This is a genomic window from Oryzomonas sagensis (genome assembly GCF_008802355.1).
Lineage (GTDB): Bacteria > Desulfobacterota > Desulfuromonadia > Geobacterales > Pseudopelobacteraceae > Oryzomonas > Oryzomonas sagensis.
This window is the reverse complement of sequence record NZ_VZRA01000006.1, coordinates 39,749-55,636: the sequence shown is the minus strand read 5'-3', so window position 1 is coordinate 55,636 and position 15,888 is coordinate 39,749. Positions and strand designations below refer to the sequence as shown.

Below are 15,888 nucleotides of genomic sequence, written 5' to 3'. Positions count from 1 at the left end.
ACGCGCTCAAGGCGCTCTATCATCTGGCCGGGCAGCCCGCCTCCCAGCCGGTATTGATTTCCGACCTGGCCAAGGCCGGGAACATCCCCAAGAAGTTTCTGGAGTTCATCCTCCTGTCCCTGCGCAAGGGGGGCATCCTCCAGAGCAGGATCGGCAAGGGGGGCGGCTACTACCTGGCCTCCCCGCCCGCCAGGATTACCCTGGGCAGCGTGGTGCGGATCCTGGAGGGTGACCTGGCGCCGGTGCAGTGCTTGAGCGAGACCAACTATGCCAAGTGCGACGAATGCGACGACGAGGCGGTCTGCGGCATCCGGCTGGTGATGGTGGATGTCAACCAGGCCCTGGCCCGGGTGCTGGACAGCCTGACCCTGGCGGACATGCTCGAGCGGAGCGAAACCGAGCGGAGCAAACGGGCAAACGTGCTGGATTTCAGCATCTGAGTTTTTTTGCCCTTTTTATCTAGTATTTCTATAGGTAACAAACACCTGAAAGGAGAATAACCATGAGCACCATCTACGCAGACAACTCCCAATCCATCGGCAACACACCGCTGATCAAACTGAACCACGTCGTTGACGGGGCCAAGGCCACGGTCCTGGTGAAGGTCGAGGGGCGCAACCCCGCCTATTCGGTCAAGTGCCGCATCGGGGCCAACCTGATCTGGGATGCCGAGAAGCGCGGGGTGCTCAAACCGGGCGTGGAGATCATCGAACCGACCAGCGGCAACACCGGCATCGCCTTGGCCTACGTGGCCGCGGCCCGGGGGTATAAACTGACCCTGACCATGCCGGAGACCATGAGCATCGAACGCCGCCGGGTATTGGCCGCCCTGGGTGCCAACCTGATCCTCACCCCGGGCGCCGAAGGGATGAAAGGCGCCATTGCCAAGGCCGAGGAGATCGCCGCTTCCGACCCCAAGAAATACTTCATCCCCCAGCAGTTCAAGAACCCGGCCAACCCGGAGATCCACGAGAAGACCACCGGCCCTGAGATCTGGAACGACACGGACGGGGCGGTGGACGTGGTCGTGGCGGGGGTCGGCACCGGCGGCACCATCACCGGCATCTCCCGGTACATCAAGAACACCAGGGGGAAGAAGATCGTCTCCGTGGCGGTGGAGCCCAAGGAGAGCCCGGTCATCAGCCAGTTCCTGGCCGGGCAGCCCATTAAACCCGCTCCCCACAAGATTCAGGGCATCGGCGCGGGTTTCATCCCGGACACCCTCGACCTCAAGGTAATCGACCGGGTCGAACCGGTGGAGAGCGCCGAAGCGATCGAATTCGCCAAGCGGCTGTCCCGCGAAGAAGGCATTCTTGTGGGCATCTCCAGCGGTGCCGCTGCTGCGGCGGCGGTGCGACTCGCCACGCTGGACGAATTTGCCGGCAAGACCATTGTGGCCATCCTTCCCGACGCGGCAGAGCGCTACCTCTCCACGCCGCTGTTCGAGGGCATCTGATGGCCGCCCCGACCCCTGAGCCATGGAGCCGGGACCTGGAGCAGGTCGTGCGTGAGGCGCTGAGCTCGATCCGTTTCGGCACGGTGACCCTGGTGGTGCAGGACGGCCGGGTGATCCAGGTGGACAAGAGCGAGAAGATCCGGCTCAACAAGGTCGGGTATGTGGACGGCGGCGGGATTTAATCCTCAAACGGCTGCAACGGGGTTCCGCTTGCAACTTTATTAAACAACGATCAATCATCTCATCCGTGCTGACCGGATAAACCGGAGGCCGGGGTTCATGTCCCTTCCATGGGCATCCCCCGGCCTCTTGCTTTTCACGTATCCGGAATCCTGCGACGGATTGCCGGATGGGAAACGAGGCGACCCATGACAGAACACATCGCATTATACGGCAAGGGTGGAGTGGGGAAATCCACCTTGACCTCCAACCTCAGCGCCGCCCTGGCAGAAGCAGGTTTCAGTGTCCTGCAGGTGGGGTGTGATCCGAAAGGCGACTCGTGCAGTCTCCTCAACAGCGGCGATCCCATCCCGACGGTGTTCGATCTTTTACGGGAACGGGGCGAGATCACTGGTGATGCCGTTGCCCACAAGGGGTTCAAAGGGGTCACCTGCGTCGAGTTGGGTGATCCGTTCGGCTCGGGCCAATGCGGGTCGTCCGAGATAGCCCGCGCGCTTGCGGAGTTGAAGAGGATCGACCTGTTCGGGGCCATCGCGCCCGACTTCGTGCTCTACGACATCTCCGGCGACAGCACCTGCTCCAGCTTCTATGCCCCGATCCAGCAGATCGGCGTCCGGCGGGTATTTGTGGTCACAACGGCCGATTTCATGTCGCTGCATGCCGCCAACGCCATCTTCAGGATGTTGGACCGCTATGGCGAATCGAATGTGCCGGTCCCGGTGGGGGGACTGATCCCCAACAGCATAACCAGTTCGTTCGAGGAGTCGTTTATCGCCGATTTCGCCGTGCAGACCCGCACCCGCACCATGGGGCGCATCCCCCGTTCCCTGATGGTCAGGCAGTGCGAACTGTACGGCAAGACCGTCATCGAGGCGTCGCCCCTCTCCAACCAGTCCTATTTCTACCGCAGGCTGGCCAATCAGATCGTTGACGAGGCCACGTCCCAGCCGGGCCTGGCTGTGCCGATGCAGCCCGAAGAACTGCGGGCATGGGCGCGGACGTGGGGAGACCGGATCTATGCCCTTGAAAACGGACTGGTTACCGATGGGGCTGCGATTTGACCGCAAGGGCGCAGGTGATGTTGCTGCGCAGGGAAGTGTGGCGGGGAGGAATGGTGGGCACAGTCGGGATCGAACCGACGACCTGCCGATTAAGAGTCGGCTGCTCTACCAGCTAAGCTATGTGCCCGTTTCGGGTACACTAGCCTAATTCGAAACGACAGTCCAATTGGTATAATTAATAAATACGATTGAGGTAATTCAAAAAACCGTACCAATAGCCAGAAAGATGCATTTGGAGTGTTGTGCCGTCTACGGCAAGGGGTGGAACGTGGCATCATCGGGTGACTGTTGTGGACGTGGCAGGCAACCGGGCCGTTGGGCGGGTTTTCGTGGAGGCAGCGGCATTTCGGTCACAGCATGCCTGCTCAAAGGATATGTCGATTATTTTTCTTGACAGGTTTTATCTTCGCATGTTATTAGTCTATTAAATTTATAGTTATTATATTTTAAATAAGGAGGGGGGCGCGATGGCAGCCGTAGCCGAGAGTGTGAAACGTTATAGCCGTTTCTTCAAAAAACAGAATGCCGCAAAGGTCCTGGACTACGGGACCGGCACCATGCGCAACGCCCTTTACCTGGCACAGGAGGGGTTCCGGGTCTATGCCGCCGACCTGCCGGAACAGGTGGAAAGGCTGGGAGGGTGCCCGGCCGTTCGCCATGTGGAGCGCCTGCTTGCCACCGATGAACTGTCCCGTAGCGACCTGAACGTGGATCTGGTGCTGTCCACCTATGTGTTCAACATCATCATGAATGGCGCCGAACGGCACGCCTACCTGAAAAATGCCGTCGCCAACCTGCGGCCGGGCGGTTACCTGTTGATGGAGGTGCGGTGCCGCAAGCCGCAGGAGCGCTGCGACACGACCTGCAACGACTATTTCTCGTGTGCGGAATGCTCCAAAACCCTTACCCACGAGGAACTCGATACCCTTTTGGCCCCCCACGGCCTGCGGCGCATCAGCCATTATTACCGCAGTCATGCGGTGGCAGCCATCTACCAGATGGACCGGGCGTAGGCCCGTAACTACAGAGCGGCCCCCCACGGCCTGCGACAAACGATTCTGTGCTGACCGGAAAAACCGGAGGCCGGGTTCAATGTCCCATACTCATGGGCATTCCCCGGCCTTTTTCTATTCAAAAGGAGACGTGCCATGAACACAAAACCGATCCGTATTATTTTCACGATCCTGGCCCTGCTGAACCTGACGTTGGTCAGTGCCGTTGCCGGAGAGTCCGGCTACAAGGGGTACCCCCGGGGGAACGCCTTGATCAGCGTCCAGGAACTGAAGCGCTTGATCGATGCCCGCACCCCGAAGCTGGTGATCCTGGCGGCTGAAAACAACCTGGAGTACCGCCTGGGACACATCCCCGGTTCGTACCAGGTGGATCGCCCGGATATCGAAGCGCCCCCGGAGACCCAGAACGGCGTCGCCGGCAATATCATCGCTGCCGCCGGTTTCAGCAGGTTGGCGCAGGGGCTCGGTATCGACCGGAACTCTGTTGTGGTGGTCTATGACACCAAGTACGACGCCACCCGCCTCTGGTGGGCCTTCACCTATTACGGCAAGGGTGATGTCAGGGTGCTGGACGGCGGGGTCAAGGCGTGGCGGGCCGCCGGATATCCGGTCGATATCCTGGCCCCGGACGCCCCGGCCCGCAGAGGCGGTTTTGTCGCCCGCATCGCCGAGCCGCGGCTGCGGGTCGATACCCCGGAGATCGATGCCGTGCGGGGCAGTGCCGCCGCCCAGTTGTGGGATAACCGGGACCTGAAGGAGTTTACCGGCGAGGAGTTGAAGAAGGGGGCCTACCGCGCCGGCCGGATTCCAGGGAGCAACCACAGCAACTGGGCGCTGTTCAAGAAGAAGGATAATCAGGCCGAGTGGCTGAATGCCGCCGAAGTTGGGCACCTGCTGCACACGCTCGGCTACGACAGGAATAAGGAACAGTACTTCTACTGCCAGTCCGGGGTGCGCTCCACCCAGGCGCTCTTTACCCTGTACCTTGCCGGCTGGCCGCTGGAGAAGCTGCACAACTACGACAGCTCGTGGATCGGCTGGTCGAAAGACGCCGCGCTTCCGCTGGAGCAGGGAGCGCCGCAAGGTGTCCGCTTGACGGAAGCCCGCTAGTCATCAGGTAACCAAGCGGATCGAAGGTTCGCGCGGTTTAGCCATAAGCCAAACGCTTCGGCGTTCATCCCAGCCAATGGAGGCACACAAATGAGCGATTCTCCCGCATATCAAGCGGAAACCCTGGCCCTGCACGCAGGGCAGAAACCGGACCCCACCACCAACAGCCGTGCGGTCCCCATCTACCAGACCTCGTCCTATGTTTTCAACGACGCCGACCATGCCGCCCGGCTCTTCGGGTTGCAGGAGCCCGGCAACGTCTACACCCGTCTGATGAACCCCACCTCGGACGTTTTCGAGCAGAGGGTGGCGGCCCTGGAAGGCGGCACGGCGGCGCTGGCCACCTCTTCCGGGGCGGCGGCCATCAGCCTGGCCATCCTGACCCTGGCCCATGCCGGCGATGAGATCGTTTCCGCCACCAGCCTGTACGGCGGCACCTACAACCTGTTCCACTATACGTTTCCCCAACTGGGGATCACGGTCAGGTTCGTCGATCCCTCTGACCCGGAGAACTTCCGCAAGGCCATCACCCCCAAGACCAAGCTGCTCTACGGCGAAACCGTGGGCAACCCCAAGCTGGATACCCTGGATATCGAGAAAGTGGCGGCCATCGCCCATGAAAACAATATCCCGCTGATCATCGACAACACCGCTCCCTCCCCCTATCTGGTGCAGCCGCTCAAACATGGCGCCGATATCGTGGTGCATTCCGCCACCAAGTTCATCGGCGGCCACGGCACCTCCATCGGCGGCGTGATCGTGGACGGCGGCAGCTTCAACTGGGGCAACGGCGCATTCCCCCAGATCGCCGAGCCGGACCCCTCCTACCACGGTCTCAATTTCTGGGAGGCCCTGGGCAACGTGGCCTATATCACCAAGGTGCGCGTCCAACTGATGCGGGACATCGGGCCGACCGTGTCGCCCTTCAACTCGTTCCTGTTCCTCCTGGGGCTGGAAACCCTGCATCTGCGCATGGAGCGCCACAGCACCAATGCCCTGGCCGTGGCCCAGTTTCTCAAGAACCATCCCAAGGTCAGCTGGGTCAACTACCCCGGGCTGCCGGACCACCCTTCGTACGCGGTGGCCAAAAAGTATCACACCCGCGGCCTGTTCGGCGCCCTGGTCGGCTTCGGCATCAAGGGAGGCGGCGTGGCAGAGGGGAAAAAATTCATCGACCACCTCAAGCTGCACTCGCTTCTGGCCAACATCGGCGACGCCAAGTCTCTGGTGATCCATCCGGCATCCACCACCCATCAGCAGTTGAACCCCGATGAGCAGCTCGCCACCGGCGTAACCCCCGATTTCATCCGCCTGTCGGTGGGCGTCGAGAACGTGAATGACATCATCGCCGATCTGGAGCAGGCTCTGGCCCAGGTGTAAGGGGGGAAACCGATATGGGCATGTGGCGAACCGGGATTATCGCTGTCGGCGTTTTTGCCGCCCTGGCGGCCGGCATGGGGGGGGCGGTTGCGGCCCGCAAGGAGGCCGCCCCCGCCAGGATCATCATTGCCGACGCCAAAACAACCAACCACCTGAACCTGTATGTGGCCCAGGAGCGTGGGCTGTTCCAAAAACACGGGCTTGACGTTGCCATCGTGGAGGCCAGGGACCCGGCCCTGGCCCGCGATCTGGTGATCTCCGGCCAGGCCGACGTCTTCTGGTCCTGCCCGTCGGTAGCTGTTTCGGCTATCGCCAACGGCGCACCGCTCAAGATCATTGCCCAGGTCAAGGCCCCCTGTTCCTCGCTGCTGGTCGTTCCCAAGGGCTCTCCCATCAGGTCCTACAGGGATTTGAACGGAAAACGCATTGCCGGCAGCGCCCCGGCCTGCGAGGCGGTTATCGCCTACGAGAAAAAGGCCCGTGAAGCCGGCGCCCGCTTTGTCCTGGAAAAGTTGGCCGGAGGTCCGGCTATCGTCGCGCTGGATGCCGGCAAGGTGGATGGCGCCATCCTGGAGGACCCGCACCTCGCCATCGCCGAGATCAAAGGGTACAGGGCAATCCTGCGCGACGCTCCGCAGAAGTTCCCCTGCCGGACCATCAATGCACGCACGGCCTATCTCAAGGAAAACCCGGACGCGCTCAAACGCCTGGTTGCGGCCATCCGGGAGGCCAATACCCTTATCAACAAGGCCCCCGCCTCCCGGCAGATCGCGGAGATCGCCCAGAAATACACCGGCGCTCCGCAACAGGCCATCACGCGTGCCGCCCGCCGCTTCACCTTCAACGACAGGATCGATGAAAAAGGTTTACACGTCTTGGGCGAGGATTTGGCGGCCATTAAGGAGATTCGGGAGAATCCGAAGGAGAACCTGTATGCCGCGGCATTCAAGGGGATTACCTGGGGTGCCGCCCGCTGAATATCTGGCACGGAGTCACAGAGACAGGGAGGATTCGCAACGGATGAACCGGAAAAGACAGATGCTCGCCCCATGGATTGTGCTGCTCTTCACAACGATACTACTGTGTGCGGCGTGCCGGAAACAGAATCCGCACCAGGGTTCCCTCCAACCTGGCCCGGCTCAGTCGCCGCCGTCCGTCCGCATCGGTTACGGTGACAGCCCCCTGCTCGGGCCGCTGTACGCCGCCGATGAGCGCCAGGCGGGCCGGCCGCGTGCCTGGCAAGCGGTTCCCATCGGCAGCGGTGGCGACATCGGCTACTCCCTGATCTCGGGCGCGGTCGACGCCGGTTTTGTCGAGACCAACAAGGCGGTGAAACTGCTCAAGGCACCCGGAGGCGAGACCCTCAAGGTGGCTGGTGCCGTACAGTTTCCCTACGGTGCGACGCTGGTGATCCGCAAGGATCTCAACATCCGTCTGGGGGATCTTGCCGGCAGGACCATTGCGGCTCAGGAACCGGACTGCAAGCTGCTCCACCAGTTCAGGAGGGACGCCAAGCGCCTGGGCGTCGACGTGGATCGGATACGCACCCGTTTCATGTCCTTCGACGAGATGGTGCCCGCCCTGGAGGCGGGCAAGGTCGATGCCGTGCTGGTGAAGGGTTCCTACGCGGTGCTCGCCGAGCACCTGGGGCACAAGGTGCTCTACCAGAATTGGGACATCAAGGCCGGCGACGAGTGCTGCCCGGCCGCCCTGGCCCAGAGCGATTATTTTCTGGTGGTCAGGGGAGGGGCCGTGGAGGCGCTCAAGCCGGTGGTGCAGTCGCTGCTGGCGGCCAGCGCACTGCCCCCTGCCGAACTACGCAAGGCGGTAAGCAAACGGCTCGGTTATTCCCGGGAAGACCTGGAACGGCTGCCGACGGCAAACTTCGTGACGGTGGGCGATGACCTGCGCAAGGAGTTGGGAGATGGGCGATGCCTGGTGCTCCGCTGATCGCGGGTGGGACTGAAGGCCGCTGGCGGCGGCTGCCGGCCGAGGTGCGGCTCTTCTGGCGGTCGTCCTTCGGCAGCCTGCTGTCCCGGGAATCCCTGACCGTGCTGATGCCGTTGCTGATCCTCTGGGAACTCCTGCCCCGGCTCGGCCTGGTGCCGGCCTCCCTCGTTCCGCCACCGTCAACGCTCTTTTCCACCTTCGGCCAGATGCTCCAGAAGCAACATCTGCTGGGGCACCTGGGGGAGAGCGCGCTCCGCTTCTTCCTCGGCTTCACCCTGGCGGTGGCGACCGCTTTTCCCCTCGGGGTACTGATGGGGTGGAACCGGTTCATCCGCAAGCATTGCCTGCCCCTGTTCCAGATCCTGGCGCCGATCCCGCCGCCGGCCTGGGTGCCGGTCACCATGATCGTGCTGGGCATCGGCCTGCCGATGCAGGTGTTCCTCATCTTCCTGGGGGTGTTCTATCCGGTGCTGTTCAGTACCTACCAGGGGATCAGCGAGACCGACCCCCGGTACATCGCCTCGGCCCGCGTCTTCGGCGCCAGCGAATTCACCATCATTACCCACGTTCACATCTGGCACGCCCTCGGTTCGGTCATCATGGGGATCAGGATCGGCATCGCCCTGGGACTGGTCATGCTGGTGGTGGCCGAGATGCAGAGCGGCGGCAGCGGGATCGGCTACCTGCTGCTGCGGGGCAAGGAATATTTCCAGATCGACCGGATGGCGGTCTGCATGCTGATCCTGGGCGCTGCCGGATGGCTTATGACCGAAACAGTGAAATACGCCGAGTCGAAGCTGGCCGTATGGCGCATCGAACGGTGACGCCATGATCGAGGCGGTCGCCATCACCAAAACCTTTCCCACTTCAAGCGGGCAGGGGCGTACGGCGGACAAGACGGTGCTGCAGTCGGTGTCGCTCACCATCGCAGACGGCGCCTTTGTGTCCCTGGTCGGTCCGACCGGCTGCGGCAAGTCCACCTTTTTGGAGATCCTGGCCGGGCTTCAGGCGCCGTCCCACGGTGAAGTGCGTATCGACGGCACACGGGTATTGGAGCCGCTCCCCGCAACCCAGGCCGGGATGAAGGCGTACCGGAAAAAGCACCGCTTCCTCTCCCCCATCGCCAACAGCCTCTTCCGCAACAAGCCCCGGCACGACATCGCCATGATCTTCCAGGACTACGCCGTCTTCCCCTGGATGACCGCCCGTCAGAACGTGCAGTTCGTCCTCGGGCTGCGCGGCGTCCCCCGGGGCGAGCGCGAAAAACTGGCCCGCCACTATCTGGCCATGGTCAGTCTTGAGGAGGCCGCCGACAGCTACCCGTCCCACCTGTCGGGCGGCATGCGCCAGCGGCTGGCCCTGGCGCGGGCCTTTTCCGCGGAACCCCGGATCATCCTGATGGATGAGCCCTTTGCAGCCGTTGACGCCCTGACCCGGGAAAAACTCCAGGACGATCTGGTGCGCCTCTGGGAGACCAGCGGCATAACCATTGTCCTGGCGACTCACGACGTGGGCGAAGCGGTCTGCCTGTCCGACGAGGTCTACATCTTCTCCCCGGCGCCCGGAGCGATCCGTGGCCGGGTCGCCATCGACGTCCCTCGGCCGCGCCGGCATCGGACCGTTGCCATTGAGACGCTTAAAGAGCAGGTACTGTCCCACTTTTGGGGCCAGTAACCCGGCCGTGTGACCTGCACCCGGTCGTGGCAGTGCCACGTCACCACCCATGATTATCCCGTTGATTGCTCAACAAAACATGGCCGGAAATTGGCGTATCTTGGCCTCTTTTTTGCGAATAGTCAGATAAAATACAAAATAGATAGACATAATATTATTTTTTTTATTGACGAAATCGCATACAAATGTTAATTTTATCACCACTTAAGTAACACTGATTAAGTCAAGAAATGTGATCTGACAGTTTCCGCTTCACACACAAACACATCGATAACGGCCGACCAGACACACTGGAGGTCAAGGCAGGGCGAGAATTACGCCCATACCTTGACCTCTTTTTTTTATTTTCAACCCCAACGAGGAGTTTGGCCCATGGATGTAAAGATCGCCGTGGCAAGCAGCGACGGGACGACGATAAACGAGCATTTCGGCAGGGCGCGGGCCTTCCGCATCTACCGGCTGCACGACGAAGGGCATGAATTTCTGGAACTGCGGAAAAATACCCCGGCCTGCGGGGGGCAGCAGCATGACGACGATGTTCTGGACCGGGCCGCGCAACTCATTGCCGACTGCCGAGGGGTGGTTGCCGCCCAGGTCGGCCCCGGCGCCATCGACGCCCTCATCGGTCACCGGATTCTGGCCTTCACCATGGGCGGCCTCATCGACGAGGCCCTGGAAACATTGCGGGCGTCGAAGCGTTTCACCTACATCAAATAACCGGAGGAACAGATGGCAAAAAAACCGAAACAGATAGCGATCTACGGCAAGGGAGGCATCGGTAAATCCACCACCACCTCCAATATCACCGCCGCCCTGTCGGTGGCAGGCTACAAGGTCATGCAGGTCGGCTGCGACCCCAAGAACGACTCCACCGTCACCCTGCGGGGGGGGAACTACATCCCCACGATCCTGGATACCCTGCGGGAAAAGAAGAGCGCCAAGGCCGGCGAAGTGATCTTCTCCGGTTTCAACGGCGTCCACTGCGTGGAGGCCGGCGGACCCGCGCCGGGGGTCGGCTGCGCCGGCCGCGGCATCATCACCGCCATCGAGCTGCTCAAACAGCAACGGGTCTTCGAGGAACTGGACCTGGATTACGTGATCTACGACGTCCTGGGGGACGTGGTCTGCGGCGGCTTTGCCGTGCCGATCCGGGAGGGGATCGCCGAGCATGTCTTCACGGTGTCGTCGTCGGACTTCATGGCCATTTACGCCGCCAACAACCTGTTCACCGGCATCAAGAAGTACTCCAACAACGGCGGGGCGCTCCTGGGCGGGGTGATCGCCAACTCCGTCAATGCACCCTACGCCAAGCATATCATCGACGACTTCGTGGCCCGCACCAACACCCAGGTGATGGAGTATGTGCCCCGTTCGATCACCGTCACCCAGGCCGAGTTGCAGGGCAAGACCACCATCGAGGCCTTCCCCGATTCCGAGCAGGCCCAGGTCTATAAGAAGCTTGCGGACAGGATCGCCAACCACACTGAATCCAAGGTGCCGGAGCCGCTGAGCGCGGAGGCGCTGCGCAAGTGGGCCGCCGACTGGTCCGATCAGATCCTGGCCGTTGAAGCCGGGGAGGTGCGCAGCAACGGGGCAAGCATCTAAGAGGTTGTTGAAAAACAGCCATCTCGCCGCCCTCATCGAAAGCCCTTTCGTGCGGCGTAGCGCTGCTACGCCTCCTTAGGGCCTTCTCCGGGTGCGACGATCTGACTATTTTTGAACAACCTGAGCTTTTCAACAGTCCGATAATACCATCCTTCGGAGAGAACCATGGCCAAGAAAAAGAACGTACTGACCTGTGGCGACTGCGCCACCGTCAACTGCAACTCGCGGACCTCCGTTTTTCCCGCCTTCTGCCTGACCGAGGCCGAGGACAAACAGGAGATCGAGGAGGTCAGCCGCATCTACCGCGAAGATCCGCTGGTGTCGAAGATCTCCAACGCCGCCGCAGAGGTCGAAGGGACCTATTACGGCAGGTTGACCCGCGTGGAGGAGGTGGCCGCCTTTGCCCGCCGCATCAAGGCAAAGAAGGTCGGCATCGCCACCTGCGTCGGCCTGATCAACGAGACCAAAAACTTCATCAAGTTCCTCGATGCCCAGGGGATACAGAGCTATACCGTGGCCTGCAAGGTCGGTTCGGTGGATAAGACCGAACTGGGCATCCCGGAAGAGCACAAGATCAACAAGGGCCAGCACGAATCGGCCTGCAACCCGGTGCTCCAGGCCCGCATCCTGGCCAGGGAAAAGACCGATCTGAACATAATCGTCGGCCTGTGCGTCGGCCACGATTCCATGTTCATCAAATACTCCAAAGCGCCGGTCACCTACCTTGTGGTCAAGGACCGCGTGTTGGCCCACAACCCGGTCGGCGCGCTGTACACCAGCCACTCGTACTACAAACGGCTGGCCGACAAACGGGATCTGTGAGGATAGCTCCATGTACGAAGTGACATTGTCCAACGTTAATTATTCCTACGGTGACCAACGGGTCCTGCAGGACATCACCTTTACCGCCGAACCGGGGGATTTCGTCTGCCTGCTGGGGCCGTCCGGCTGCGGCAAGAGTACGCTCCTGCGGCTTCTGGCAGGGCTTTCCTTTCCCTCGTCGGGGGGCATCACCCTGGACGGGAAGCAGATCAGCGGTCCCGGCCTGGACCGGGGGGTGGTCTTCCAGGATTACTCCCTGTTTCCCTGGATGACCGCCGGGCAGAACATCGTCCTGGCCCTGGAACAGGCCTTCCCCGGGAAGAAGAAGGAGGAGTACCGTGAGACGGCGGCCGGCTACCTGGAGATGGTCGGCCTGCCGGATGCCTACGACAAACTCCCCGGCCTGCTTTCGGGCGGGATGCGCCAGCGGGCCGCCATTGCGCGGGCCTTTGCCATTAACGCGCCGGTGCTTTTGATGGACGAGCCCTTCGGCGCACTGGACGCCATCACCCGCGCCCGGCTCCAGGACCTGTTGCTCCAGCTCTGGCAGCAGCGGCAGGACGAGCGCAAGACAGTCTTCTTCGTCACCCATGACGTGGAGGAGGCCATCCTGCTGGCCAACCGCATCGTGGTGCTGGGCGTCAATCCCGGCACCATCAAGGGCGTATTCGAGGTTGACCTGCCCCGTCCCCGCATCCGCCAGGAACTGTACCACAACCAGACCTTCCAGGCACTGCGGGACCGCCTGGTCACGGTGCTGTACGAAAACATCCTCTCCGAGCTGGATGCCGGTCAGATAGTCGCATCCCAGGGGGATGGGATATGAGTCCCGGGCGTGTCCGCCGGATAGCGGCACCGCCTCTCATGGCGGTGCTGTTGCTGGTCTCCGGCGTCATGCCGTGCCGTGCGGCGGGAAAAATCTTCCGCCTGGGCTACCTGGACCACCCCGGCAGCGCCCTGTGCCGCGTTGCCGCGACATACGGCCATTTTCGCGAAGAAGGATTGCAGGTCAAACTGGTCAAATTTCAGGATACCGCCGGCGGCCTGGCCGCCCTCGAGGCGGGCTCCATCGACGCCGGAGCCTTCATGGTCGGAGAGGCGCTGGGGCAGATAGCCAAAGGAAAGGAATTCCGCATCATTGCCGGAGGCGGGACCCCCGCCGACGCGGGGCCGCTGGCTAACCTGGACGAAAGCGCTCAGCGCGAACAGGAGCGCAGGGGGATTGTCGTGCTCGTTCCGGCAGGCCGGCCGGCGGCCGAAAAGGGCACCATCATCGGCTTGACCGCCGCCCTGATCCGGGCCCACCGCACGCTGCACCAGCAACCGCCGGCAGTCAGACAGGCAACGCTGCAGAAGCTGGCGCAAGGAACGGTTGCCCCGAATATCCATTTCGACCCCAACCCGGACTATTGGCGCATGCTCCGCATCTGGCAGGGGCTCGGCCTCCAGGATGCCGCCATGCCGGGTGATTTCCTGGCAAACCATGTCTATGAAGAGATTTACTGCGATGCACTGGACCGCCTGTTGATGGGTCCCATGGACCCTGTCCTGCACGACCTGTTCTCCAGGGCGGTCTGCACGCCCAATTGCTGCCCGGCAAATTCCGGCAGACTATTTTCGTTACAAGGAGGCAGTACCCAATGAAGAGGATCATCGCCGCATTCCTGCTGTCAATGTTCATGGTGTCCGTCGCCGTTGCCGCAAACCTGCCCAAGCTTCGGGTGGGGTATGTCCCGGAGCCGGCCCACGGGTTGTACTTCGTGGCCAAGGAAAAGGGCTACTTCAAGGAAGAAGGGGTCGACGTGGAGCTGTTCCAGTTCGGCAGCGCCTCCGAGGGCATAGCCGCGCTCAAGGCAGAAAAACTGGACGTGGGCACCTTCGGCACCACCGCGCCGCTGTTGTTCATCTCCAAAGGGTCCGACTTCACCTTCTTCGGCGGCATGATGATCGGCGGACAGGCCATCGTCACCCGGCCGGAGCGTCTGGCCGAACTCTCGGGCAGGAACCTCAAGGTCTACAAAGGGAAGAAGATCGGCTTGGTGAAGCTTTCCACCGGTGATGTCATCTTCAAGGGCGCCCTGAAAAAGGCCGGCATCGACTGGAAAAAGGATATCACGTTCGTTGAGCTGGGCTCGGCCACGGCGGTGGTGGAGGCGATCAAGAAAGGTGCCGTGGATGCAGGGCTCCTGTGGCCGCCTCACTTTTCACTGGCCGAGAAGAACAGCGGCCTGAAGGTTGCCCACTACCTCGAAGAATACTACCCCAAGTACACCTGCTGCCGCATCGTTGCCCCCACGGCCAAGCTGAATGCCGACAAGGATACCTATCGCCGTTTCCTGGCCGCGCTGATCCGTGCCTACAGGTTCTATAAAACCAACCCCGAAGAGACGGTCCGGATCTATACCAAGTCCCTGAAGATCGACGAAGGCATCGTCCGCAACGAAACGTATGTGAAAAAGGTGTCCGAATCGAACCCCGACCCGCTCCGCAAGGGGATACTGGATTTCTGGCAGCATATCCGTGAGGCGGGCTACATCCCCCAGGACTACCCGATCGACAAGCATATCAACACCGACATCTACAAGCAGGCGCTCGATTCGGTGATCAAGAAAAACCCTAAGGACAAGGTCTATCAGCAGATGCTGAGCTTCTACAAAAAGAATGATTGAGAAGGCATTCCGGGGCTGCGGCCCGGAACCGCACATCCATACCCATCAGGATATACCCATGAACCAGATAGCAACTGCATCAAACCTGCTCTTTGTCACCCTGCTGGCGACCATTTTCTGGCCGTCGGCAGGGCAGGTCCCCTGGCATCTTTTGACCGCCGCCCTTGTGGTCAAGGCCATTGATCTGATCATGCTTGCTACCGTCAAAAATGAAGCATCACGTCGGGGAGCCGGCGATGTGAGCGCCATCATCCTTGCCATTCTTCTGGCATGGTACGTGGCCACCTCCCGCTTCATTGTGCTGGACAAGATGCTCTTCCCCCAGCCGGAAGCGGTATTGACCCTGTTTGTCGCCGAATTGCCGGACATGCTGAAAGGGCTGGTGAACTCCCTGATCCTGTTGGTGAGCGGGTATCTGCTGGCCGTGGCGACCGCCCTGCCGCTGGGGCTTCTGGTCGGCTGGCGGGTCCGGCTGTTCCATGCCGTCAACCCGTTCACCAAGGTGCTGGGCCCCATTCCGCCCATTGTCTATATCCCCTATGCCATTGCCCTGTTGCCGAGTTTCCGCGCTGCCTCGATCTTCGTGATCTTCATCGGCGCTTTCTGGCCCATTTTCATCAACACGGTCAACGGTGTCTTCAACATTCCCAAGGGGCTGTTGGACTCCGCACGGGTGCTCGGCTTGAAGGAGCGCACGCTGTTGCGGCGGGTCATCCTGCCGGGTGCCATGCCCTCCATCTGCACCGGGGCCACGCTTGCACTGGTTTTTGCCTTCGTGCTGTTGACCGCCGCCGAGCTGATCGGCGCCAACTCGGGCATCGGCTGGTATGTGAAGAACTTCGCCGACTTTGCCGACTACCCGCGGGTGGTCGTGGGCATCATCTTCATCAGCCTGGTGGTGATGGTCATCACCTTCGGCACGGAACGCCTTGAACGCCATCTACTGCGGTGGCGGAACTAACGTTAGT

Annotated in this window: 18 protein-coding genes and 1 tRNA gene; 18 read left to right on the top strand and 1 reads right to left on the bottom strand. The window is 61.5% G+C overall.

The genetic code is table 11. The annotated features are described in order from the left end of the window. The 4 genes from F6V30_RS15530 to F6V30_RS15515 all read left to right on the top strand — a co-directional run. Positions 1-440: RrF2 family transcriptional regulator (locus F6V30_RS15530; RefSeq protein ID WP_151157912.1), on the top strand; the 440-nt coding region annotated here is incomplete at its 5' end. 62 nt (positions 441-502) lie between these two features. Then, positions 503-1,456 (top strand): cysteine synthase A, encoded by a 954-nt coding sequence (gene cysK, locus F6V30_RS15525; RefSeq protein WP_151157909.1) that lies wholly within the window; start codon positions 503-505, stop codon positions 1,454-1,456. Next, entirely contained in the window at positions 1,456-1,638 is a 183-nt protein-coding gene (locus F6V30_RS15520; protein WP_151157907.1) for a YezD family protein, read from the top strand. The genes cysK and F6V30_RS15520 overlap by 1 nt, the downstream gene beginning before the upstream one ends. A gap of 186 nt (positions 1,639-1,824) precedes the next feature. Further along, positions 1,825-2,697: a nucleotide-binding protein gene (locus F6V30_RS15515; protein ID WP_191965737.1), complete on the top strand. Its 873-nt coding sequence runs from the start codon at positions 1,825-1,827 to the stop codon at positions 2,695-2,697. Positions 2,698-2,748: 51 nt separating this feature from the next. On the opposite strand, the gene F6V30_RS15510 is transcribed toward F6V30_RS15515, so the two are convergent. Next, positions 2,749-2,824 (bottom strand) — tRNA-Lys (locus tag F6V30_RS15510). Between the two features lie 340 nt (positions 2,825-3,164). Here F6V30_RS15510 and F6V30_RS15505 point away from each other — a divergent pair. From F6V30_RS15505 to F6V30_RS15440, 14 genes are all read left to right on the top strand, one after another. Next, positions 3,165-3,710 carry a class I SAM-dependent methyltransferase gene (locus tag F6V30_RS15505; RefSeq protein WP_151157903.1) on the top strand — a complete coding sequence of 182 codons (546 nt, stop codon included), beginning with the start codon at positions 3,165-3,167 and terminating at the stop codon, positions 3,708-3,710. Between the two features lie 135 nt (positions 3,711-3,845). Continuing rightward, entirely contained in the window at positions 3,846-4,820 is a 975-nt protein-coding gene (locus F6V30_RS15500) for a sulfurtransferase (protein WP_151157901.1), read from the top strand. 90 nt (positions 4,821-4,910) lie between these two features. Further along, positions 4,911-6,200 carry an O-acetylhomoserine aminocarboxypropyltransferase/cysteine synthase family protein gene (locus F6V30_RS15495; RefSeq protein ID WP_151157899.1) on the top strand — a complete coding sequence of 430 codons (1,290 nt, stop codon included), beginning with the start codon at positions 4,911-4,913 and terminating at the stop codon, positions 6,198-6,200. 14 nt (positions 6,201-6,214) lie between these two features. After that, positions 6,215-7,177: an ABC transporter substrate-binding protein gene (locus F6V30_RS15490; RefSeq protein WP_151157897.1), complete on the top strand. Its 963-nt coding sequence runs from the start codon at positions 6,215-6,217 to the stop codon at positions 7,175-7,177. 43 nt (positions 7,178-7,220) lie between these two features. Continuing rightward, positions 7,221-8,150, top strand: a complete 930-nt coding sequence (locus F6V30_RS15485) for an ABC transporter substrate-binding protein (protein WP_191965736.1) — start codon at positions 7,221-7,223, stop codon at positions 8,148-8,150. Then, a complete protein-coding gene (locus F6V30_RS15480) occupies positions 8,132-8,974 on the top strand; it encodes an ABC transporter permease (protein ID WP_151157893.1) in 843 nt (280 codons plus the stop codon). The genes F6V30_RS15485 and F6V30_RS15480 overlap by 19 nt, the downstream gene beginning before the upstream one ends. Positions 8,975-8,978: 4 nt before the next feature. Further along, on the top strand, positions 8,979-9,824 hold the full coding sequence (locus F6V30_RS15475; RefSeq protein WP_151157891.1) for an ABC transporter ATP-binding protein: 846 nt from the start codon (positions 8,979-8,981) through the stop codon (positions 9,822-9,824). A gap of 372 nt (positions 9,825-10,196) precedes the next feature. Further along, a complete protein-coding gene (locus F6V30_RS15470) occupies positions 10,197-10,541 on the top strand; it encodes a NifB/NifX family molybdenum-iron cluster-binding protein (protein ID WP_151157889.1) in 345 nt (114 codons plus the stop codon). 12 nt (positions 10,542-10,553) lie between these two features. Next, a complete protein-coding gene (gene nifH, locus F6V30_RS15465; RefSeq protein ID WP_151157887.1) occupies positions 10,554-11,429 on the top strand; it encodes a nitrogenase iron protein in 876 nt (291 codons plus the stop codon). A gap of 165 nt (positions 11,430-11,594) precedes the next feature. Next, a complete protein-coding gene (locus F6V30_RS15460) occupies positions 11,595-12,251 on the top strand; it encodes a DUF1847 domain-containing protein (RefSeq protein WP_151157885.1) in 657 nt (218 codons plus the stop codon). 10 nt (positions 12,252-12,261) lie between these two features. Beyond that, complete coding sequence (locus F6V30_RS15455) at positions 12,262-13,077, top strand: ABC transporter ATP-binding protein (protein WP_151157883.1); 816 nt, start codon at positions 12,262-12,264, stop codon at positions 13,075-13,077. Further along, on the top strand, positions 13,074-13,895 hold the full coding sequence (locus F6V30_RS15450) for a substrate-binding domain-containing protein (RefSeq protein ID WP_151157881.1): 822 nt from the start codon (positions 13,074-13,076) through the stop codon (positions 13,893-13,895). Before F6V30_RS15455 ends, F6V30_RS15450 begins: the two co-directional genes overlap by 4 nt. Then, positions 13,892-14,920: an ABC transporter substrate-binding protein gene (locus F6V30_RS15445; protein WP_151157880.1), complete on the top strand. Its 1,029-nt coding sequence runs from the start codon at positions 13,892-13,894 to the stop codon at positions 14,918-14,920. Before F6V30_RS15450 ends, F6V30_RS15445 begins: the two co-directional genes overlap by 4 nt. A gap of 58 nt (positions 14,921-14,978) precedes the next feature. Next, on the top strand, positions 14,979-15,881 hold the full coding sequence (locus F6V30_RS15440; RefSeq protein ID WP_151157878.1) for an ABC transporter permease: 903 nt from the start codon (positions 14,979-14,981) through the stop codon (positions 15,879-15,881). The last annotated feature ends 7 nt before the right edge of the window (positions 15,882-15,888 follow it).

What these genes read in the sequence shown, in the direction of transcription:
- F6V30_RS15515 (WP_191965737.1), top strand. Translation starts at nt 1,825, where the DNA reads ATGACAGAACACATCGCATTATACGGCAAGGGTGGAGTGGGGAAATCC.
- F6V30_RS15520 (WP_151157907.1), top strand. Translation starts at nt 1,456, where the DNA reads ATGGCCGCCCCGACCCCTGAGCCATGGAGCCGGGACCTGGAGCAGGTC.
- F6V30_RS15495 (WP_151157899.1), top strand. Translation starts at nt 4,911, where the DNA reads ATGAGCGATTCTCCCGCATATCAAGCGGAAACCCTGGCCCTGCACGCA.
- F6V30_RS15490 (WP_151157897.1), top strand. Translation starts at nt 6,215, where the DNA reads ATGGGCATGTGGCGAACCGGGATTATCGCTGTCGGCGTTTTTGCCGCC.
- F6V30_RS15470 (WP_151157889.1), top strand. Translation starts at nt 10,197, where the DNA reads ATGGATGTAAAGATCGCCGTGGCAAGCAGCGACGGGACGACGATAAAC.
- F6V30_RS15455 (WP_151157883.1), top strand. Translation starts at nt 12,262, where the DNA reads ATGTACGAAGTGACATTGTCCAACGTTAATTATTCCTACGGTGACCAA.
- F6V30_RS15500 (WP_151157901.1), top strand. Translation starts at nt 3,846, where the DNA reads ATGAACACAAAACCGATCCGTATTATTTTCACGATCCTGGCCCTGCTG.
- nifH (WP_151157887.1), top strand. Translation starts at nt 10,554, where the DNA reads ATGGCAAAAAAACCGAAACAGATAGCGATCTACGGCAAGGGAGGCATC.
- F6V30_RS15450 (WP_151157881.1), top strand. Translation starts at nt 13,074, where the DNA reads ATGAGTCCCGGGCGTGTCCGCCGGATAGCGGCACCGCCTCTCATGGCG.
- F6V30_RS15485 (WP_191965736.1), top strand. Translation starts at nt 7,221, where the DNA reads ATGAACCGGAAAAGACAGATGCTCGCCCCATGGATTGTGCTGCTCTTC.
- F6V30_RS15505 (WP_151157903.1), top strand. Translation starts at nt 3,165, where the DNA reads ATGGCAGCCGTAGCCGAGAGTGTGAAACGTTATAGCCGTTTCTTCAAA.
- F6V30_RS15480 (WP_151157893.1), top strand. Translation starts at nt 8,132, where the DNA reads ATGCCTGGTGCTCCGCTGATCGCGGGTGGGACTGAAGGCCGCTGGCGG.
- F6V30_RS15475 (WP_151157891.1), top strand. Translation starts at nt 8,979, where the DNA reads ATGATCGAGGCGGTCGCCATCACCAAAACCTTTCCCACTTCAAGCGGG.
- F6V30_RS15445 (WP_151157880.1), top strand. Translation starts at nt 13,892, where the DNA reads ATGAAGAGGATCATCGCCGCATTCCTGCTGTCAATGTTCATGGTGTCC.
- F6V30_RS15440 (WP_151157878.1), top strand. Translation starts at nt 14,979, where the DNA reads ATGAACCAGATAGCAACTGCATCAAACCTGCTCTTTGTCACCCTGCTG.
- cysK (WP_151157909.1), top strand. Translation starts at nt 503, where the DNA reads ATGAGCACCATCTACGCAGACAACTCCCAATCCATCGGCAACACACCG.
- F6V30_RS15460 (WP_151157885.1), top strand. Translation starts at nt 11,595, where the DNA reads ATGGCCAAGAAAAAGAACGTACTGACCTGTGGCGACTGCGCCACCGTC.